This is a genomic window from Qipengyuania sphaerica, assembly GCF_019711595.1.
GTDB lineage: Bacteria > Pseudomonadota > Alphaproteobacteria > Sphingomonadales > Sphingomonadaceae > Qipengyuania > Qipengyuania sphaerica.
Map to the genome: position 1 here is coordinate 1,422,036 of NZ_JAIGNR010000001.1, position 18,537 is coordinate 1,440,572.

Annotated in this window: 22 protein-coding genes and 1 tRNA gene; 17 read left to right on the forward strand and 6 right to left on the reverse strand. The window is 62.4% G+C overall.

All coding sequences use genetic code 11. From position 1 onward, the window contains the following. Nucleotides 1-6 precede the first annotated feature (6 nt). Genes mreC through rodA form a run of 4 tightly spaced genes read left to right on the forward strand, consistent with a single transcriptional unit; the run spans nt 7 to nt 4,647 of the window. Nucleotides 7-897, forward strand: a complete 891-nt coding sequence (gene mreC / locus K3178_RS07040; RefSeq protein WP_221570623.1) for a rod shape-determining protein MreC — start codon at nt 7-9, stop codon at nt 895-897. Then, nucleotides 897-1,448, forward strand: coding sequence for a rod shape-determining protein MreD (locus K3178_RS07045; RefSeq protein ID WP_221570624.1), 552 nt, complete (start codon nt 897-899; stop codon nt 1,446-1,448). Before mreC ends, K3178_RS07045 begins: the two co-directional genes overlap by 1 nt. Further along, on the forward strand, nt 1,448-3,529 hold the full coding sequence (gene mrdA / locus K3178_RS07050) for a penicillin-binding protein 2 (protein ID WP_221570625.1): 2,082 nt from the start codon (nt 1,448-1,450) through the stop codon (nt 3,527-3,529). Before K3178_RS07045 ends, mrdA begins: the two co-directional genes overlap by 1 nt. Beyond that, on the forward strand, nt 3,526-4,647 hold the full coding sequence (rodA, locus tag K3178_RS07055) for a rod shape-determining protein RodA (protein WP_345719859.1): 1,122 nt from the start codon (nt 3,526-3,528) through the stop codon (nt 4,645-4,647). The genes mrdA and rodA overlap by 4 nt, the downstream gene beginning before the upstream one ends. 3 nt (nt 4,648-4,650) lie before the next feature. Here the strand turns inward: rodA and K3178_RS07060 are convergent, their stop codons facing one another. Continuing rightward, nucleotides 4,651-5,412, reverse strand: coding sequence for a helix-turn-helix transcriptional regulator (locus tag K3178_RS07060; RefSeq protein ID WP_221570626.1), 762 nt, complete (start codon nt 5,410-5,412; stop codon nt 4,651-4,653). A gap of 81 nt (nt 5,413-5,493) precedes the next feature. Between K3178_RS07060 and K3178_RS07065 the strand changes: the two genes are divergently transcribed. Continuing rightward, nucleotides 5,494-5,823, forward strand: a complete 330-nt coding sequence (locus tag K3178_RS07065) for a hypothetical protein (RefSeq protein WP_221570627.1) — start codon at nt 5,494-5,496, stop codon at nt 5,821-5,823. A gap of 112 nt (nt 5,824-5,935) precedes the next feature. Further along, nucleotides 5,936-6,011, forward strand: a tRNA-Lys gene (locus K3178_RS07070). A 10-nt stretch (nt 6,012-6,021) separates the two neighbouring features. Here the strand turns inward: K3178_RS07070 and K3178_RS07075 are convergent. After that, a complete protein-coding gene (locus K3178_RS07075) occupies nt 6,022-7,656 on the reverse strand; it encodes an acyl-CoA dehydrogenase family protein (RefSeq protein WP_221570628.1) in 1,635 nt (544 codons plus the stop codon). A gap of 172 nt (nt 7,657-7,828) precedes the next feature. Here K3178_RS07075 and K3178_RS07080 point away from each other — a divergent pair, with 172 nt between their 5' ends. Genes K3178_RS07080 through ribH form a run of 4 tightly spaced genes read left to right on the forward strand, consistent with a single transcriptional unit; the run spans nt 7,829 to nt 11,147 of the window. Beyond that, a complete protein-coding gene (locus K3178_RS07080) occupies nt 7,829-8,614 on the forward strand; it encodes an enoyl-CoA hydratase-related protein (RefSeq protein WP_345719860.1) in 786 nt (261 codons plus the stop codon). Nucleotides 8,615-8,617: 3 nt separating this feature from the next. After that, on the forward strand, nt 8,618-9,433 hold the full coding sequence (locus K3178_RS07085) for an HTD2 family dehydratase (RefSeq protein WP_221570630.1): 816 nt from the start codon (nt 8,618-8,620) through the stop codon (nt 9,431-9,433). Between the two features lie 48 nt (nt 9,434-9,481). Next, nucleotides 9,482-10,720, forward strand: a complete 1,239-nt coding sequence (gene ribB / locus K3178_RS07090; protein ID WP_247713530.1) for a 3,4-dihydroxy-2-butanone-4-phosphate synthase — start codon at nt 9,482-9,484, stop codon at nt 10,718-10,720. Nucleotides 10,721-10,724: 4 nt separating this feature from the next. After that, nucleotides 10,725-11,147 (forward strand): 6,7-dimethyl-8-ribityllumazine synthase, encoded by a 423-nt coding sequence (gene ribH, locus K3178_RS07095; RefSeq protein WP_221570631.1) that lies wholly within the window; start codon nt 10,725-10,727, stop codon nt 11,145-11,147. Here the strand turns inward: ribH and K3178_RS07100 are convergent. Further along, nucleotides 11,144-12,235, reverse strand: coding sequence for an Rv3169 family protein (locus K3178_RS07100; RefSeq protein ID WP_221570632.1), 1,092 nt, complete (start codon nt 12,233-12,235; stop codon nt 11,144-11,146). The genes ribH and K3178_RS07100 overlap by 4 nt on opposite strands. Beyond that, a complete protein-coding gene (locus tag K3178_RS07105) occupies nt 12,235-13,281 on the reverse strand; it encodes a phosphotransferase (protein ID WP_221570633.1) in 1,047 nt (348 codons plus the stop codon). The genes K3178_RS07100 and K3178_RS07105 overlap by 1 nt, the downstream gene beginning before the upstream one ends. Before the next feature lie 78 nt (nt 13,282-13,359). Between K3178_RS07105 and K3178_RS07110 the strand changes: the two genes are divergently transcribed. Beyond that, entirely contained in the window at nt 13,360-13,611 is a 252-nt protein-coding gene (locus tag K3178_RS07110) for a hypothetical protein (RefSeq protein WP_221570634.1), read from the forward strand. Nucleotides 13,612-13,615: 4 nt separating this feature from the next. Here the strand turns inward: K3178_RS07110 and eno are convergent, their stop codons facing one another. Next, nucleotides 13,616-14,905 (reverse strand): phosphopyruvate hydratase, encoded by a 1,290-nt coding sequence (eno, locus tag K3178_RS07115; protein ID WP_221570635.1) that lies wholly within the window; start codon nt 14,903-14,905, stop codon nt 13,616-13,618. Nucleotides 14,906-15,081: 176 nt separating this feature from the next. Here eno and K3178_RS07120 point away from each other — a divergent pair, with 176 nt between their 5' ends. The 6 genes from K3178_RS07120 to K3178_RS07145 all read left to right on the forward strand — a co-directional run bounded on the left by K3178_RS07120 (nt 15,082) and on the right by K3178_RS07145 (nt 17,916). Then, nucleotides 15,082-15,717 carry a phospholipid-translocating P-type ATPase gene (locus K3178_RS07120; RefSeq protein WP_221570636.1) on the forward strand — a complete coding sequence of 212 codons (636 nt, stop codon included), beginning with the start codon at nt 15,082-15,084 and terminating at the stop codon, nt 15,715-15,717. Nucleotides 15,718-15,740: 23 nt separating this feature from the next. Further along, entirely contained in the window at nt 15,741-16,169 is a 429-nt protein-coding gene (locus tag K3178_RS07125; protein WP_221570637.1) for a phage holin family protein, read from the forward strand. Continuing rightward, entirely contained in the window at nt 16,162-16,473 is a 312-nt protein-coding gene (locus K3178_RS07130) for a hypothetical protein (RefSeq protein ID WP_221570638.1), read from the forward strand. Before K3178_RS07125 ends, K3178_RS07130 begins: the two co-directional genes overlap by 8 nt. Nucleotides 16,474-16,536: 63 nt before the next feature. Further along, the gene (locus K3178_RS07135; RefSeq protein ID WP_221570639.1) at nt 16,537-17,046 is read left to right on the forward strand and encodes a hypothetical protein; all 510 of its coding nucleotides are present in this window, start codon (nt 16,537-16,539) and stop codon (nt 17,044-17,046) included. A gap of 104 nt (nt 17,047-17,150) precedes the next feature. Beyond that, complete coding sequence (locus tag K3178_RS07140; protein ID WP_221570818.1) at nt 17,151-17,381, forward strand: DUF4170 domain-containing protein; 231 nt, start codon at nt 17,151-17,153, stop codon at nt 17,379-17,381. 13 nt (nt 17,382-17,394) lie between these two features. Next, a complete protein-coding gene (locus K3178_RS07145; protein WP_221570640.1) occupies nt 17,395-17,916 on the forward strand; it encodes a GNAT family N-acetyltransferase in 522 nt (173 codons plus the stop codon). Nucleotides 17,917-17,972: 56 nt separating this feature from the next. Here the strand turns inward: K3178_RS07145 and greA are convergent, their stop codons facing one another. Continuing rightward, on the reverse strand, nt 17,973-18,440 hold the full coding sequence (gene greA / locus K3178_RS07150) for a transcription elongation factor GreA (RefSeq protein WP_221570641.1): 468 nt from the start codon (nt 18,438-18,440) through the stop codon (nt 17,973-17,975). Nucleotides 18,441-18,537 lie beyond the last annotated feature (97 nt).

Here is an 18,537-nt window from a genome sequence, read left to right on the forward strand (position 1 = left end):
GGACGCATGGCGCCGAGCAGCCAGCGGCGCTCCAGCTATTCCAAGCGGGCGCAGTACAATCTGTTTACCGGCTACATCGTGGCCGGGATCGGCGCGCTTATCGGCGCGGTGCTGCTTGTGCTGTCTTTCTTCCAGCCCCAGTTTTTCGGAGGCCCGCGCAGTGTGGCTCAGGATGCAGCCACTCCTGCAACGGAAACGGTCGCGGCCGCGCGCACGGGTTCGAAGTCGCTGTGGGATTCGATCAGCGGCTATTATCGCGCAGGCTCGAAAAATGCAGAGCTGAAGCGCGAGGTCGAACTGGCGCGTATCCGGCTCGGGGAAGCCGAGGCCCTGCGGCAGGAAAACGTCCGCCTAAGGGGCTTGCTCGATCTGCAGGACGAAGACCGCAAACCGGTCGCCGTGGCACGCCTCGTGGGTTCCTCCTCTTCGAGTACACGGCGCTTTGCCTATCTTGGCGCAGGATCGGAAGACGGCGTCACCGTCGGTATGCCCGTCCGCAGCGCGCGCGGTGTGGTGGGACGCATCCTCGAGACGGGGCGTACCTCCTCGCGCGTCCTCCTTCTCACCGACAGTGAAAGCGTGCTCCCGGTTCGCCGGGCCGGCGACGAGACCGTTGCCTTTGCCGAGGGGCGCGGTGACAGCCTGTTGCGGATCAAGCTGATCAATCTCGGCATCAACCCGCTCAAGGTCGGCGATATGTTCGTGACGAGCGGCGCAGGCGGATATTACCCGCCGGGTATCGCAGTCGCCATTGTGACCGAACTCAACGACGATGGAGGCCTTGCCCGGATCGTCAGCGATCCTGCCGCGACCGACTATGTTTCGGTGGAACAGATTTTCGAGCCCGATGCAGCCGTCGGCGCAACCACTCCCATCGAAGAGGAGCTGGGCGACTGATGGAGCGGATCGACCCGCGCGCGCGCAGCGACGCTTACGGAAGCCGGCTCAACCGCTCGCACTCCCCACTAATTGCCAATGTGGTGCCCTGGGCATCGATCATGCTCGGCAGCATCCTGCCGATCTTTTTCATCGCTGCTGCGCTGCCGATGGTCCCACCAATCGGCTATCTCATGCTGGTCGGATGGCGCCTGGTGCGTCCCGGTCTCCTGCCGGTTTGGGCCGGTATCCCCCTCGGGCTGTTCGACGATCTCTACAACGGGCAGCCGTTCGGATTCGCCATCCTGACCTGGTCGCTGACCATGCTGGCGATAGAGGCGGTCGAGTTGCGAATACCCTGGCGTGTGTTCTGGCAGGACTGGCTGGTCGCGTCCTTATTGGGCACCCTCTACCTGGGCGCAGGTTGGCTACTTTCAGGTGCTCCGCCGACAAGCCATGCCTTGGCGGCCCTCGTCCCCCAGCTGGTGCTTACCATCCTTATCTTCCCGATCGTCTCGCGCATCGTCGCGCGGCTCGACCTGTGGCGCCTGTGGCGCTGGAAGAGGCTCTGATGGGTTTGTTCGGCAGGCGATTGCGAAAGAACAAGCCGCGCGACCTGGTCAGCCAGACGACGCTCGACAACGCGTTCAACCGCCGGACCTTCGTGATCGGTGCGGGAATGGGCGGCATCGGTACCATCCTGGCTGCGCGCATGGCCTATATTGCCATCGCCGAAAACGAACGCTGGGTGCTCGAGAGCGAAAGCAACCGCGTCAATCTCTCGCTCATCCCGCCGCGCCGTGGCTGGATCCTGGACCGCCATGGCGCCCCCCTTGCCTCCAACCGCGCCGATTTCCGCGTCGACGTGATCCCCGATCGAATGCAGGACCCGGTGCAGACGATCGGTGCGCTTGCCCAATTGCTGGAGCTGTCGGAAAACACCGTCGCCGATATCACCAAGAAGATCGACGATGCGCGCGGCTTCCAGCCTGTCGAGATTGCAACCGGGCTCGATTATGAGCAATTCGCCGCGATAAGCGTGCGCCTTCCCGACTTGCCCGGTGTGGTCCCGCAGCGCGGTTTCTCGCGCTTCTACCCGACCGGCGCGGCAGTGGGCCACCTTATCGGCTACGTCGGCCCCGCCTCGGCCGAGGAGTACGAGGAGCGCCCCGACCCGATCCTGATCACGCCGGGTTACAAGATCGGCAAGGATGCCCTCGAGGCGCAATTCGAAGACGAGCTACAGGGAACACCGGGGGCACGTCGTGTCGAGGTCACCGCGTCGGGCCGGATCGTTCGCGACCTGGAAACTCGTGAAGACAAGCAGGGCGCACCCGTCCGCCTGACGATCGACGGGCCGCTGCAGGATTATGCTGCACGCCGGATCGGTCTTGAAAGCGGATCCTGCGTGGTGATGGATGTGGAGAATGGCGACATCCTGTGCATGTCCTCCATGCCCAGTTTCGACCCCAACAGCTTTTCAGCCGGCATCGGCCGCGTCGAATATTCGATGCTGCGCGACGACGAACGCGTGCCGCTTCGCAACAAGGTGCTGAAGGGACTTTACCCGCCCGGTTCGACTGTAAAACCAATGCACTGCATGGCCTTCCTCGACGCGGGCGTGAAACCCGAAGAGGCCATCATGTGCAATGGCGGCCGGCGCGTGGGCAACCGCTTCTTCAATTGCTGGAGCAACCACGGCCGTGTCGACATGGCCAAGGCAATCTACCAGTCTTGCGACAGCTATTTCTACCATTTCGCCCAGCAGGTCGGATTCGAAAAAGTCGCCGAATGGGCTCACAAGATGGGCCTGGGCGAAGAATTCGACCTCCCTGTCATCAGCCAGTTCTACGGGACCGTGCCGGACCCTGCCTGGAAAATGCGGAAATACGAGAGCGAATGGCAGTCCTATGACACGGTCAACAGCTCCATCGGTCAAGGATATTACCTCACCAATCCGCTGCAACTGGCCGTAATGGCCGCGCGTCTGGCCACCGGGGACAAGGTCGTCCCGAGGCTCAGAATGGACGAGCCGGTCCGGGAATTCGAACACTTCAATTTCACGCCCGAAGAGATCGCCTACGTGCGACAGGCGATGAGCGACACGGTCAACGGCCCTGGCACGGCGGGGAGAGCACGGCTGCCATTCGAAGACATCAAGATGGCAGGCAAGACTGGTACCGCACAGGTGGTCTCGCTCAGCGTTTCCGATGGCAAGACCGGCCCGTGGAAGTATCGCGATCACGGCCTGTTCGTGTTCTTCGCCCCCTTCGACAAGCCCAAATATGCCGGAGCAGTCGTCATCGAGCACGGCGGCGGGTCCGGCGCGGCCTATCCCATTGCGCGCGATGTCATGACCTTCATGTTCGATCCCGCCAAAGGCATGGAAGCCCTTCGTCCACTCGAAGAGCAGTGGGGCGGCACGGCCCAGCAGCGGCTCGACGCCAAATATCGCGCCTACGCACAGGCAGCGGGCGAGGTCGTCGAACCGGTTCCCCAGCGCACTGAGCAGATCTTCGACCAGGTCGAGGCCGAAGCACGCCTTGCCCAGCGCCAATCGGAAGAAATGGCCCAGCAGGCCACGCCTTCGCGCAACGAAGGTTCGAGGGCGCCCTCACCCTCGGCGACGCCTCAGGCCGGAGGCGGCGAGTGAGCGGCATCGTACCCGCGCCGGTCGCGCGCCAGCCATGGATGATGCTGTTCCCTTTGTTCGGCCTCATCATCTTCGGTGCGCTGGTGCTGACATCTGCGGCGGCGGGGAATTTCGACACTTACGCCAAATCGCACCTCATGCGCTTCGCCATCTTCTTTGCGATGGCAATCGTGATTTCACGCTTCAACAAGCCCACCGTCCAGTGGCTTACGTACCCTGGATACATTGCGATCCTGCTCCTGCTGATGGCCGTGGAAATCGTCGGCCAGGTCGGCGGAGGCAGCCAGCGCTGGCTCGAGGTCGGCCCGATCCGCATCCAGCCTTCCGAGCTTATGAAGCCCGCAGCTGTGCTCGCGCTCGCAAATTATTATGGTGGCCTGCCTGTCGGGATGGTCCCGAATTGGCGGGCGCTGATGCCTGCAGGACTGATCATCGCCCTGCCCATCGCTTTCGTCCTGTTACAGCCGGACCTCGGAACCTCGCTCGCCATCGCCTTCGGTGGCTTCGTGGTCATGTTTCTCGCCGGCCTGCCGCTGCGCTGGTTCGTCATGGCTGGGGTGGCCGCGATCGCTCTTGCGCCCGTGGCGTTCTTCGTCGGGCTACAGGATTACCAGCAGAAGCGCGTGCTCACTTTCCTCGATCCCGAAAACGATCCGCTCGGCGATGGATACCAGATCACCCAGTCGAAGATCGCGATCGGGTCGGGCGGCCTGTTCGGCAAGGGCTTCAACGAAGGCTCGCAGAGCCACCTCAATTACCTGCCCGAACCGCACACCGATTTCGTTTTCGCCACCATGGCCGAAGAATGGGGCTTTGCCGGCGGCGTGTTCATCATCGGCTGTTTTGGCCTGATCCTATATTGGGGGCTGCGCGTGGCGAAAGCTGCGCCCGACAGATTCTCCAAGCTGCTCGCCGCCGGGATGACCGCCACCATCTTTTTCTACATCGCGATCAATCTGCTGATGGTCATGGGCTTTGCGCCCGTGGTTGGCATTCCCCTGCCTTTCATCAGCCACGGCGGCAGTTCAATGATGACCAACATGATCTGCATCGGCGTGCTGATGATGGTCAATCGTTGGAATATGAAAGCTCCGCGCACCGGTCTAATTGTCAACTAAATCTCAGAGTTCGACCAGACCCAGCTTCAGGGCGCGCACTGTGGCCGTGACGCGGTCATTGGTGTCCAGCTTGTCGTACAAACGCTTCGTATAGGTCTTTACCGTTTCGGACGAAATATCGAGGATTTTCCCGATTTCGCCCGCCGACTTTCCTCGTCCCATCCAGACAAGCACCTGTCGTTCTCTTTCGGACAGCGACACGTCGGGCTGTGCGCCTTCGATAATCTGGCAAATGCGCAGATGCGCGGTCTGAAGCATCGTGTGAAGATGCGTCAGTCGTCCCTCGTCGAAGCATTCCGGATCATCGCGAAAGGTAAGCCCCGCAAACGCATCGCGATTTCGCGGACCATAAAGAGCGAAGCCCGCCCAGTTCTCGATCTCGTACTCGCGGAAAACTTCGAAATACTTGCGGGCATCGGAATCTGAAGCGCCCAGTTCCATGGCCCGGCGCCAGGTCAGGACATACCCGTGATCGAGCGTAAGCTGGGGCACCGGATCAAGCTCGCGATAGCCTTCCGCGAAGTATTTTTTCTGTAGTTCGAACGGATAGTCTCGAGCCCAGATAAAAGTGTTTTTGGATGTCGGCGATTCGAAGATCGGCGTAAAATGGTAACTGAACCACAAGGCGGCTTCTTCGCGACAGGCTTCGTATACGTATTCAAGGATCGCCTCACAATCCTCCATACGCTCGATATGCGCCGAAAAACTTTGCATTTTTTCAGACCCACTCCGGCTGTCCCCCAGCCGCGTGACTATCTTAACCACGATCTTGCGCTAAGGGGAAGCCTGCAAAAAAGCACACAAGACGAATTGAGAGGCGCTTGTGATGACTAAAGGGACGCAAAAGTGGTCGAGCCGACACGCCTCTCACCGGGCGCAAAAGGTGATGCCGAAACACTCCTGGAGTGTAAGGAACTGGCGAAATATGCAGGAGACGGCGCCTGCCGCGAGGTCCTTCTCGGCCTCTGTGAACGCCAGCGCAACGGAATAGAATCGACCGTCTGGGACATCCATCGCCAGACCGGCCTGGCGCTTCACGAAGCTTTCGCCGCCCTGCGCACCCTGGAATACGGCAAGATTGTCGACATCGTCGACAACCCGAGCGATCCCTTCGGTGCGACCATTCGCCTGCGCGAAGGAGGTCTCGAGAACCTGCGCCGCCGCGCTGCGGCCTGATTTTTGAGATTAGCGCTTTTCTTCGGCGAAACAGCCGCTATATGAGCGCCTCCCCCGAGTCGGGGGCCGCCCGCACCACCGGGCCGGACACGGAAAGCAAAGCCGTGAGAGTGGACGCATAGCTCAGTTGGTAGAGCAGCTGACTCTTAATCAGCGGGTCCTAGGTTCGAGCCCTAGTGCGTCCACCATTTCCTTCCATCATCGCTTTCGAAGCCGCGCCTCCATCAGGCCGCGGGCGATGACTTTCAGCGCGAGCGTTTCCTCTGCCCCTTCGAAAATCGAAAGCACGCGCGCATCGATCCAGTATCGGCTGACGGGCATCTCCTCGGCGTAGCCCATCCCGCCGTGGATCTGCAGCGCCTCGCGCGAAATCGTCTCGGCCGAACGACAGGCAATCAGCTTGGCGACGCTGGCCTCACCGCTGCCACCGCCTTCATCGAGCCGCCTGCCAACCGAGAAAGCCAGGTTTCGGCAGGCTACATAACGTGCCGCCATTTGGGCCAGCTTGACCTGTGTGAGCTGGTATTGCGCCAGGGGCTGGCCGAACACCTTTCGTTCGCGGGCATAGACGATTGCCGAGTTGAGGCTGGCGCGCATGAGACCCAATGCCCGGCCCGCTGTCTGGATGCGTCCGCCAGTCATGCCTGCCATGGTGAGGTAGAAGCCTTTGCCGAGACCCTCCTCTTCCCCAATCACATTGGCATCGGGCACGAAGAATTCCTCGAATGCGAGGTCGAAACTGTGCATACCGCGATAGCCGATGGTCGGGATCGCCTTGCCCTTCAGGTTTCCGCCCGCGTCCTGATCGACGACGAACTCGTGGCCCTCGAAAGCGGGCTTTTCGACCAGCAGCACGCTGAGCCCACGGTGTCCCTTGCTCCGGTCAGGGTCGGTGCGCGTGACGACCATCAACACACCCGCTTTCCCGGCAAAGGTGCACCAGGTCTTGGCGCCATTGAGCAACCACCCGCCTTCCACCTTGGTGCCTTTAAGTGAAAGCGAGGCAACGTCGGAGCCATAGTCCGGCTCGGTAATCGAGATCGCGCAGAGCGGATCGCCTGCGGCGATACGGGGCAGCCAATGCCGCTTCTGAGCCTCAGTTCCTCCGGCCAGCAAGGCCCGGGCGAGGATTTCCGGGCGCGTGATCAGGCTGCCCGCCGCGGCAAGCGAGGCCTCGGACAGCGCCTCGGTCACTGCGATCATCATCGGGGTGTTTTCCCGCTCGCCCGCGCTGCCGCCATATTCTTCGGGAATGGACAGGCCGAATACGCCCATTTCGCGCATCGGCTGGAGGAGCGTTTCGGGAACGGTCAGGTCCTTGCGGTGGATCTCTTCGGCCAGCGGCGCAACTACATCGCTGGCGAACCTCCCGAAGGCTTCCGCAGCCATCTCGCTGGCCTCATCGAGTTCGACTTGCCCGAACGTTCCATCGTGAGCCACCACGCGCGCGCCGAGTTCGCCAAGAAAGCCTGGTGATGCCCAGCGCTTTCGCAGGTCGGCAACATCCTCGCTCGCGCGGATCGCGGCGAGGCCCGTATCATCCATATCGAGACCAAGCTGCACTGCTTCGAGACGCCCCAGGGCGGCTACGCAGCTCTCTGCCAGAAATGCCATCGCCAGGTCGTGGTCTAGCGCGGACATGCCGCTCAGGGCGTCCCGGCAAGCTTGAGCTGCGAGCAAATCGGCGTGAGTGACCGCAATTTCATAGCAAGCGAGCTGATGCTCGTCGGCGATCGCGCTATCGAGACGCCCATCGACCGTGCATCGAGCCGCCAACACAGCGACTGTGCGGTCCAGTTCGCCGGCAATTCGTTCGAGGGTCCTGACTGTCATCGTCCCTCCCCCGGACGTGCATTAAGCGGCTTTGGGTCGCGATTCGTCCCTTCGGATCGTGATGGAAGAATTCGCCGTGACCCGCAACAGACGGTCTGCCGCCTGCGAAAGGTTGCAATTGCGCACTCGTCCGCACAAGGAATTGGCAGACAAGTTTTGCGGGAGAATACGCGTGAGCGATTTCGAGACCATCCTGACCGAGACCGACGGTTCGGTCCTGACCATAACCCTAAATCGCCCCGAGCGCCTGAACGCCTGCCCGCCGCAGATGGCAGACGAAATCTTCACGGCCCTGCGCGATCGCGGCGATGCCCGCGCCATCCTGCTCAAGGGCGAAGGGCGCGCGTTCTGCTCGGGCGCGGACCTCGCTGGCAATGCTGAGATGCGTATCTCCGGCGGCGACCGCGCGTTCTCGTCACTCAGCAAGAGCTACAACCCGATGATCCAGGCGCTGGCGAGCGTGCCGGTGCCGGTCGTCTCGATGGTCCAGGGGCCTGCCGCCGGCATAGGGTGTTCGATGGCTCTCGCCGCCGACTTCGTGCTTGCCGGCAAGAGCGGGTATTTCCTGCAGGCCTTCGTCAATATCGGCCTCGTGCCCGATGGCGGATCGAGCTGGATGCTCCCGCGCCTTGTCGGTACCGCGCAGGCGACGCGGATGATGATGCTGGGCGAGAAGATCCACGGCGAGGAGGCCGAGCGGATCGGGCTTATCTACAAATGCGTCGAGGACGATACGCTGGAGGCAGAAGCCACCGCACTTGTCCAGCGGCTCGCAGATGGACCGACCACGGCACTCGGCCTGATGAAGAAAACCCTCCGCGACGGCTTGCAGGCGGACCTCGGTTCGACGCTCGCGTCCGAGGCGCTGGCGCAAAAGCAGGCGGGCGACACCAAGGATGCGGTCGAGGGCGCCCTCGCCTTCCTGCAGAAGCGCAAGGCGGAATTCACGGGGGCCTGAACCATGGCCGCGGTCACGCAAGCGCAGGTGGAGGAATGGCAGGAGGCCGTCGGGCGCGAGAAAGTCGAGGAAGACGTTCTCGATCCGCGCCCCCTTCGCCGGTTTGCGCAGGCCCTGGGGCTGGCGGACGAGTCTGCCGGTGTCCCGCTGGCGCATTGGGCCTATTTCCTGCCCTCCCCGCTCGATAGCGAGATCGGTCCCGACGGGCATCCGCGTCGGGGCGATTTCCTTCCCGATGTCTCGCTCCCGCGGAGGATGTTTGCCGGTTCTTCGATCGAGGTTCCGGGCGATCTCGAAATTGGCGCGCCTGCGACGCAAACGAGCCGCGTCGCAGAGCTCACGCACAAGGCTGGCAAAAGCGGCGATCTCGTCTTCGCCAAGGTCGAGAAGCACCTCGAGCAGGAGGGTACCCTGCGGGTGCGCGAGGTGCAGACCTATGTCTACCGCGACGAGGGCGCCCCGATTGCCATGCCGCAGCCAGCACCGGAGCTACCCGAGGGCGTGGTGTGGGAGCCCGACGAGGTAAACCTGTTCCGCTTTTCTGCGGCGACCGCGAACGGGCATCGAATCCATTACGACCAACCCTACGCCACCGAAGTCGAAGGCTATCCCGCGCTAATCGTCCACGGTCCCTTCATCGCCGCCAAACTCGCAGGCCTCGCGATGGCGAAGGGAAGCTTGGCCAGCTTCTCGTTCCGCGCGATGGCTCCACTGTTCGTCGGCCAGCCGATCGTTCTGAAAGGCACGTCAGAACACGCGTTCGAGGCCATTCGCTGCGACGGCGTGCCCGCAATGGCTGCGCAGGCAACTTACCGCTAATGTGATATTGCGTTGCGTATCACATTTCGATGTGATAGCCGCCGCGCCATGAATACGATCGACAAAGTCCGGACCCTGATCGGCAACGGCCTCATGACCCGCGCCGGCCTCGCCCGTGCCGCCGGCCTCCACGCCAATACCCTGCGCGATTGCACGGAGGATAGCTGGAACCCGACGACCGAGACTCTGAACAAGCTGGCCTCTTTCCTCGAGGAAAACGACGAGACCCCGGTAATCGTCGGCGCCGAGGAAATCATCGACGAAGCCCGCAATGGCCGCATGTTCATCCTGGTCGACGACGAGGACCGCGAGAACGAGGGCGACCTCGTGATCCCGGCCCAGATGGCCACCCCCAACGCGATCAATTTCATGGCTACGCATGGCCGCGGGCTGATCTGCCTCACCCTCGACAGCAAGCGGGTGAAGGCGCTCGGCCTCGAACCGATGAGCCGCGACAATCGCGAGAGCATGCAGACCGCCTTCACCACCTCGATCGAAGCGAAGACGGGCGTCACCACCGGCATCAGCGCCGCCGACCGCTCGCGCACCGTTTCAGTCGCAATCGATCCCACCAAGGGCCCCGACGATATCGTCACTCCCGGCCATGTCTTCCCCCTCACCGCGCGCGATGGCGGCGTGCTGGTGCGAGCGGGCCATACCGAAGCCGCAGTCGATATCTCGCGCCTTGCCGGCCTCAACCCTTCGGGCGTGATCTGCGAGATCATGAAGGACGACGGCACGATGGCGCGGCTCGACGATCTGGTCGGCTTTGCCCGCAAGCACGATCTCAAGATCGGGACGATCCGCGACCTCATCGAATACCGCATGCGCCACGACCACCTCGTCGAGCGTATCGCGGAAGACAGTTTCGATTCCGACTATGGCGGCAAGTGGCAGATGCTCACCTATCGCAATACCGTCGACGGCAGCGAGAGCTACGTCCTGCAGAAGGGCGAAGTGAAACCCGGCGAACCCACCCTCACCCGCGTGCACCCGATCTCGATCTTCGACGACGTGCTCGGCAAGCCCGGACCGCGAAAGCGCACCTTGCAGCGTTCGATGGAGGTGATGGGCAAGCATGGCTCGGGCGTGATCGTCATCATCACCGGTCGTCCCGCAAGCGGCTATGGCGAGAGCGCCGAGCAGCGCAACGTGGGTATCGGTTCGCAAATCCTTGCCGATATGGGCGTGGAAGACATGATCCTGCTCAGCAATTCGCAACCCAATGTCGTCGCGATCGAAGGCTATGGCCTCAACATCGTCGACCACATGCCCATCCCGGAGTGACACCATGGCCAATTTCCTGATCGTCGAAGCGCGTTTCTACGACCACCTCAACGACATGCTGGTGGCCGGCGCCAAGGCTGCGCTTGAGGCCGAGGGGCATTCTGTAGAAGTGCTGACAGTTCCTGGCGCACTCGAAGTACCGGGCGCCATCGCCATGGCCGCCGAGAGCGGGCGCTATGACGGCTTCGTCGCCATTGGCGTTGTCATTCGCGGCGAAACCTATCACTTCGAAATCGTCGCAGGCGAAAGCGCGCGCGGGATCATGGCGCTGACGATGGACGGCATCGCTATCGGCAACGGTATCATCACGACCGAAAACGAGGAACAGGCACTGGTCCGTGCCGATCCGTCCAAGAAGGACAAGGGCGGCGAGGCTGCCAAGGCAGCGCTGGCCCTCTTCGACCTGCAGCAGCGCTACGCCGGCTAGGCCGCGCCGTCGAACATTCCGGTCAGGCCCAGCGGGGCGAAGGGCCCGAGAATCAGCTGCTCGAACACGCCCAACCCGTCGCGTCCGTCGCTCCCAGTGACGCGCACGAGGCTCTGGACGTGCAGGTTCTCGGGCGCGAGCGGATCAAGGCCATTCAGGTCGATGTCTTCGCGCTCCACCCGCAGCGGCCCGTGGTGCATCCCGTGGCCCCATTCGGGATGGGTGTATCCCAGCCCGCGCATCTGGAAGCGGCCGAGCGGTTCGAAGGTGACCTGCTCGGGCGCGCCGTGAACGGCCAGCGATAGCGTGCCGCCCGATGGCCAGCGGGTTTCGGGCTGGAGCCGTGTACGCATACTGCCATGTCCCTCCGCGATGTCGCGGGCGTCGGCACCATCGGGTGCCCAAGCTGCCCTCGTGTTCCACGGCTCGCCATGCGCGTCATTGTTGACGTGGAAGAACAGGCTGCCGCCCGGGAAATTGATCGGCGTCCATTGCCAGAAGAAGCTCGGCACCGAAGCGCCCGGCATGGGCTGCGAATCGCGCGCACCGATGGGCCTCACGCCCCAGCTACGGTCGCGGGTCCCCGCCGTGCCCTCGGTCATGTCCTGCCGTTCGCCATCGAGCGAAATCCAGCCCGTGTAATGCCCGTTCTGGGTCATCCGCGTGTAGTCCATGAAGGCGCGGGGACCGATGCGGTGGGTGAAACGCGGCTCCTCGATCGGGAAGGCGCGGCCAGTGAAGGTGAACTCGCCGGCAATCCCGTCGGTCTCGTCGATCGTGACCTTCAGCGCATGGAGCGGCTCGACCACCTCGATTTGGATAGGGCCGACGCGCATGGCCATCCGCTCCATCGACATCTCGGCACTGGCGTGAAGGCAATATTGCGTGCCGCCGCGGATGAAACTGAAATGCGCGTCTGCCACGTCGAGATGCGGGTAGACGCCGAAGGCCAGCGCGAAGAAGCCGCTGCCGTCGGGCGCATAGCCGTTGAAGAAATAGCGGTCGTAGAAGTTGCGATCGGTCCCGGCATAGGCGACCGGCTCGGGCGTCTGGTGGATGGGATACTCGTCACCCTTCGAAAGCGCCATCAGTCCTTCTCCCTCAGCGCACCGATACTGTCATGCCGCAGCGCCAATGCACAACCACCGCGTGCCATAGACAGGAAATTCGCGTCCCCGCGCTCGGTCCGCTCGACGAAGGCAGCGCTGAACACAGCGGTCGAAACTCCGTGGAGGATGCCGAGGCGGTAACTCTCCCGAATTCCCTCGCGCGTCAGCCCCACTCCCAACCTGCCCATTTCGGCGAGATAGAGTTCCAGCAGCTCATCCTCATGATCGAGCCCGAGCTGACCGATCCCCGTTCCGATGAAATAGGCGATGTCGTGGCTGGGCTTGCCTACCGCCGCCGTCTGCCAATCGAGCACAGCGATGGGCTCTGCGCCACCGCGAATGTCGAACAGCATGTTGTCCAGCCGGAAATCGCCATGGACGAGGCACTGCAGCTCGGGGTCGCGCCGGAAATAGGGCGCGGCCAGTTCGGCAAGCGCTTCGCATACGGACATGTATTCCGGCTCGAGCAATTCCCCGTAACGCTCGCGGAACACGACCTGCGCCTTTGGGTACATGGCAGCGACCGTATCTCCCTGGTTCGCCGCGGGCTGAAGCCATGGAGCCTCGATAATGTCCGCCCTGCCCCAGCTCGGCGCATGGATTGCGGCAGCCTGCTTCATGGCGGCCCTGGCATCCTCGATAGTGCATCCGGCAATCTGGTCGCCTTGCCGTGCCGGCCCCAGGTCCTCGAAAATCAGGCAGAACTGTGTGCCGTCATCGCTGCCTTGCGCAAAGTAGGTCTTTGGTGCGCGCACCTTCAGCAATGGCGCGGCTTGCCGATAGAATTCCACCTCCTTGCGATAGAGACCGAACATCGCCGCCGTCGCGCGGCTGGTTTCGTCCGCAGCGGGGAATTTTCCTGCCAGCGTCGCCGGCACATTCTCGCCCTCGAGCTGGAAGCGCACACTGTCGCCAACCTGTCCCGTTCCGATGGACTCCCAGCGGAGGGCAGCGACGCTCGCGCCGAGCACCTCGGACAACCATGAGGGCGTAACCTCATCAGGATGAACAGGAAAATCCGCCAAGTCCCTCTCCCGCAAAGAGCGATTGGCGGAACGCTAACGCGCGGCAAACGTCGTGGCAATCATGGGAAAGCTTACGCCATGAATGGGCCAGTCGAATGGATCGCCTCGATCGGGGCGGTGATCGCCGCCTCCATGATCGCTTTCGATCTCGGCAGGCGCGCTACCGCATGGGGCTTCGTGCTGTTCTGCCTCGTCTCGATCCTGTGGATCTATATCGGCCTGACGAAAGGCGCGATGCCGCTCGCCGCGATGAACGGCCTCCTGCTGCTCATCAACGCCTGGGGTGTATGGCAATACTGGTTCCACCCGAAAAACCGGGCGGACGACTGACAACTCAGCAGATTTTCACGCCGAAGCAGTCGCGTCCGGCGTAGATCGCGCTGTCGCCCAGTTCTTCCTCGATACGGATCAACTGGTTGTACTTCGCAAGCCGGTCGCTGCGCGCAAGGCTGCCGGTCTTGATCTGACCGCAATTGGTGGCAACCGCGAGATCGGCAATGGTCGCATCCTCGGTTTCGCCAGAACGGTGCGACATTACTGCAGTGTAGCTCGCGCGATTGGCGATGCTGACCGCATCGAGCGTTTCAGACAGCGTGCCGATCTGGTTGACCTTCACCAGCAGCGAATTGGCCAAGCCCTGGTCGATCCCTTCGCGCAGGCGCTGCGGATTGGTTACGAAAAGATCGTCACCGACCAGCTGGATGGACTTCCCGATGCGGTTCGTCAGCGCTTCCCAGCCTGCGAAATCGTCTTCGGCCATGCCGTCTTCGATCGAACGGATCGGATAGTCGCGGCACAGCTTATCCAGATATTCGGCCATGCCCTCGCCATCGAGCGAGAGGTTCTCGCCGGAGATTTCGTACTTGCCGTCGCGATAGAACTCGGTCGAGGCGCAATCGAGCGCGAGCACCACGTCGTCGCCCGGCTTGAACCCGGCCTGTTCGACCGAAGCCATGATGAAATCGAGCGCGTCGCGCGTGCTGGCGAGATTGGGAGCAAAGCCGCCCTCGTCGCCCACTGCGGTGGCAAGGCCCTTCTCGCTCAGCTTCTTCTTGAGCGTGTGGAAAATCTCCGCACCCCAGCGTACCGCCTCTGCAAGGCTGTCCGCGCCCACTGGCATGACCATGAATTCCTGGATGTCGATCGGGTTGTCGGCATGTTCGCCGCCGTTGATGATGTTCATCATGGGAACGGGCAGGACGTGTGCCGAAACGCCGCCGATGTAGCTGTAGAGCGGCAGGCCGCGTGCATTGGCCGCTGCCTTGGCCGCCGCCATGCTGACGCCGAGGATGCCATTCGCGCCGAGGCGGCCCTTGTTGGGCGTATCGTCGAGCGCGATCATCGAATGGTCGATGTCGCGCTGGTCCTCGGCATCGAAATTGCCGACCAGCAGGTCGCGAATCTCGGTATTCACCGCGTCGACCGCCTTGGTCACGCCCTTGCCGAGATAGCGCCCCTTGTCGCCGTCGCGCAACTCGACCGCTTCGTGGGCACCGGTCGAAGCTCCGGAAGGCACCGCGGCACGCCCGAAACTGCCGTCTTCGAGCAGGACATCGACCTCCACGGTCGGGTTGCCCCGGCTATCGAGGATTTCGCGGGCATGGATGTCGATGATTGCGGTCATTTCGGAACACTCTCCGGCGTCAGGTGTTGTAATACTATAGGACACCCCCAAATGGGGTATATGCAAAGCGCTCTATGCGCCGGAACACACCCGCGCAAGCCGCGTTGCATATTGGAAGGCCGGGTCGCCGCCGCGCCCGGATAATGAATACGAAACCGAGGGCAAGGACGAGAAACATGGCCGAGATGACCGCAGGCGAAACGCCGAAGAAAAAAACAGCCGCAAAGAAAACCAGCACCGCGAAGAAGCCGCGCAAGACCGTGGCGAAGAAGGGTGCAGCCAAGGAGACAGTCCCCGTGACCAACACCGCAACCACCATCGAAACCGAAACCACCACCAATCCGCACCGCACCGAGGCGAAAAGCCGCTTCAATGCCGCGCTCGAAGAAGCCAAGGCGGGCGCCGCCGCGCTCAAGGCCGAAGGCAAGGAACGCGCTGCTGCGTATCGCGGCCAGGCCAAGGGCAAGGGCGAAGACTGGATCGCCGAAGCCAAGACCTATGGCGCCGACGCCAAGGTCAAGAGCAGGGAACTTGCCACCGAAGGCAAGGTGAAGACCAGCGAAGGCCTGCGCACGCTGAGCCGCACGATCAGTGACAACGCCTACCAGGTCGACGAAAAGCTCGGCGCGAAATACGGCGAATATGCCCGTAGCGCAGCCACCTCGCTCGACGATTATGCCCGCAAGCTCGACGAGAAGTCGGTCGATGACCTTGTCGAAGACGGCCGCGAATTCGTCCGCAAGAGCCCGGGTACCGCAATCGGCATCGCCGCCGTTGCCGGCTTCCTGCTCTCGCGCCTGTTCCGTCGCTGAGCATTAGCGGCTACGGGGGCAGCATGAGGGACGAAGAAACGAGCGAACGGGCGGGCTACGAAGGCCCGCTCGATTTGCCGGACGATTATGAACCGCACGAGGATGGCGAGGAGTATGGTCCATCGCTGACCGATGATCTCGCCGCGCTGTTCGAGGATGGAAAGACCTATGCCGAGGCCGAGGTCGCTTTCCAGAAGAGCCGTGCTGCCTACACCGCAAATCGCCTAAAGGGCGCCATTGCCTTCGGGCTTGGCGCCTTTGGCGTGTTTCACCTTGCCTTAATTGCGTTGACCGTGGGCGTCGTGATCGCCCTCGTCCCGCTGGTGGGCCCTTGGGCGGCCACCGCAATCGTCACGCTGGCGCTTATCGTAGCAGGTGTGGTCCTGCTGAACCTGCTCAAGGGCAAGATCGACGACATTCGCGACGCTTTTTCGGATGGTGACGATGTCTGATCGCAAGGCCCGCATGCTCGAGGACAAGTACCTGCGCGATTCCGCAAGAGCGCTGGTCGATGCCGATATCGAACACATCAAGGCCGATTTTGCCGCCAAGGGACTTGGCGAGCGAGCGATCGACCGCGTCACCCATGGCGCCATGGATCTCTACGAAGAGGCCATCGATGTGGCGGAGGACAACAAGGGTGCGCTCGCTGCGCTGGTCGCGGCCATCGTCGTCTGGTTCGCCCGCAACCCGATCCTTGCCGCTTTCGGTTTCGGTGAGCCCACAGACGACGACGAGTGGGACGAGCGCGATTAAGTGACGGAACGGTGTGGGGTTCCCAACCGTTGACTCACTGAACACCAGACACACGAGGATACCATGGCAGACAACGCCTCCAGCAACGTCACCCCCATCAGCGCCGACAGCAAGCTGACCGACCAGGAAAAGCGCGACCAACTCCGCGCCCGGATCGAGGCGGGTGAACGTCGCAACGAAGAGCGCAGCTATCTCGACCAGGCAAAGGACGTGGCCGACAGTGCCATCGAATTCGCCAAGAAACACCCGGTTGCCACTGTCGCGGGCGCCATCACAATCGGCCTCGCCATCGGCGCAATGACGCGCCGTGGCCGCGAACTTGGTCGACGCGGCGGATCGCTGGCAAGCTATGCCGCCGATGCCGCGCTTGCCTACGGTCTTTCGATGATCGAAGGCGCGGGCGACAAGTTCGAGGACTTCAGCGACGCTGCAGGAACTCAGGCCCGCCGCATGAAGCGCGATGCGGGGTACAGGCTCGATTCAATGAGCGACAGCCTTCGCTCGTCCAGCCGCCGCGCCAGCCGCAAGTCGTCGCGCGCATACCGCGGCCTGCGGGCCAAGATCTCGAACTAAACCGAATCTAAACCAAAACGGCTTAGCGGCGTGACGGGCTTGCCTGTCGCGCCGCTTCCTTTATGGGCGTGGCCGAATTCCTCCCCAAGCATGAGATTATCCCGATGGAAGAAAAAGAGAGCAAGCAGACCCTTTACCTGGTGATGGGCGGCCGCGTGACCGATCCGCGCAGCGTCACCTTCTCCGACCCGGAGAGCATCCACGTGGCCGGCGTATTCTCCAGCTACGAAGATGCCGAAAGCGCATGGCGCGGAAATGCCCAGCGCACGGTCGACGATGCCGAAATGAAATATGTGATCGTGCACCTGCACAAGCTGCTCGATCCCGAAGCATAAGGACTGCCCGAGTATGGCCTATTCGATCCGCTCATTCGAGGAAGGTGATGCCGAAGCGCTCGCCGAACTCGGCCGTGCGGCAATCGGGGCCATCGGGCCGGATGCCTATAGCGAGGAACAGGTCGAGGCCTGGCTGAACAATTTCGCCGGGCCCGAAGTCTACCAGGCGCAGGCCGATGCCGGCACGCAGATATTCATCGCGACCGACGATGATGACGTGCCCGTCGCTTACGCCATGCTGGAGCAGACGGGTCACCTCGACCACCTCTATTGCCATCCCGACCACACGCGCGAAGGCATCGCCTCCAGCCTGCTGGAGACGGCAGCACTTTACGCGAAATATCACGGGATCACCCACCTCTTCACCGAAGCGAGCGAGGTCGCGAAGCCGGCATTCGAAAGTGCCGGCTATACAGCGATGAAAAAGCGCACCTTCGAAATCGACGGTGTCGAGATCACCAATTGGGCGATGGTACGCGAGATCGAGCTCGCCAAGCCTGTCGCGAAGAAGAGCGGACGTCTTTCGAACGTCTGAGGGCTGCAGCGCAGCCTTTCCGATGGCGGGATGTGCGTGGCACCCCGCTCCTCACATCAGATGAACTCGATCTTGTCGACGAGGTAGAACTTGTCGCCGCTCGGCACGGTGACCTCGACCTCGTCCTCGACCTGCTTGCCGATCAGCGCGCGCGCAATCGGCGAGGTGTAGCTAATCCGACCCTTCGAAGCGTCGGCTTCGGTCTGACCGACGATCTGGTACTTCACCGGTTTGTCGTCTTCGTCGAGCAGCGTCACGGTCGCGCCGAAGATCACCTTGTCGCCCGAGAGCGTGGTCGGATCGATGATCTGCGCGCGGCTGATCTTGTCTTCCAGGTCGCCGATCATGGCTTCTACCTGGCCCTGGCGTTCCTTGGCCGCGTGATATTCGGCGTTTTCCGAAAGATCGCCATGCGCGCGCGCTTCCTCGATCGCATCGACGATCTTCGGGCGTTCGGCACGCAGAACCTTCAGGTCGGCGGTGAGCTTTTCATAGCCCTCTGCCAGCATCGGCACCTTTTCCATGGGACCCCTTTGTCCTTCCTGTCAAAGCGCCCTTCCCCGGACAATTCGACCCCGGCCCGCGGATTTGCGGGGCCCCAGGGCTCGCGAATGTGAGGAA

Coding starts and splice junctions, on each gene's coding strand:
- K3178_RS07125 (WP_221570637.1), top strand. CDS start 15,741: ATGAGGGACGAAGAAACGAGCGAACGGGCGGGCTACGAAGGCCCGCTC.
- eno (WP_221570635.1), bottom strand. CDS start 14,905: ATGACCGCAATCATCGACATCCATGCCCGCGAAATCCTCGATAGCCGG.
- K3178_RS07075 (WP_221570628.1), bottom strand. CDS start 7,656: ATGACAGTCAGGACCCTCGAACGAATTGCCGGCGAACTGGACCGCACA.
- K3178_RS07045 (WP_221570624.1), top strand. CDS start 897: ATGGAGCGGATCGACCCGCGCGCGCGCAGCGACGCTTACGGAAGCCGG.
- K3178_RS07145 (WP_221570640.1), top strand. CDS start 17,395: ATGGCCTATTCGATCCGCTCATTCGAGGAAGGTGATGCCGAAGCGCTC.
- K3178_RS07100 (WP_221570632.1), bottom strand. CDS start 12,235: ATGGCGCTTTCGAAGGGTGACGAGTATCCCATCCACCAGACGCCCGAG.
- greA (WP_221570641.1), bottom strand. CDS start 18,440: ATGGAAAAGGTGCCGATGCTGGCAGAGGGCTATGAAAAGCTCACCGCC.
- K3178_RS07120 (WP_221570636.1), top strand. CDS start 15,082: ATGGCCGAGATGACCGCAGGCGAAACGCCGAAGAAAAAAACAGCCGCA.
- K3178_RS07085 (WP_221570630.1), top strand. CDS start 8,618: ATGGCCGCGGTCACGCAAGCGCAGGTGGAGGAATGGCAGGAGGCCGTC.
- ribB (WP_247713530.1), top strand. CDS start 9,482: ATGAATACGATCGACAAAGTCCGGACCCTGATCGGCAACGGCCTCATG.
- mrdA (WP_221570625.1), top strand. CDS start 1,448: ATGGGTTTGTTCGGCAGGCGATTGCGAAAGAACAAGCCGCGCGACCTG.
- mreC (WP_221570623.1), top strand. CDS start 7: ATGGCGCCGAGCAGCCAGCGGCGCTCCAGCTATTCCAAGCGGGCGCAG.
- K3178_RS07110 (WP_221570634.1), top strand. CDS start 13,360: ATGAATGGGCCAGTCGAATGGATCGCCTCGATCGGGGCGGTGATCGCC.
- K3178_RS07140 (WP_221570818.1), top strand. CDS start 17,151: ATGGAAGAAAAAGAGAGCAAGCAGACCCTTTACCTGGTGATGGGCGGC.
- K3178_RS07135 (WP_221570639.1), top strand. CDS start 16,537: ATGGCAGACAACGCCTCCAGCAACGTCACCCCCATCAGCGCCGACAGC.
- ribH (WP_221570631.1), top strand. CDS start 10,725: ATGGCCAATTTCCTGATCGTCGAAGCGCGTTTCTACGACCACCTCAAC.
- K3178_RS07130 (WP_221570638.1), top strand. CDS start 16,162: ATGTCTGATCGCAAGGCCCGCATGCTCGAGGACAAGTACCTGCGCGAT.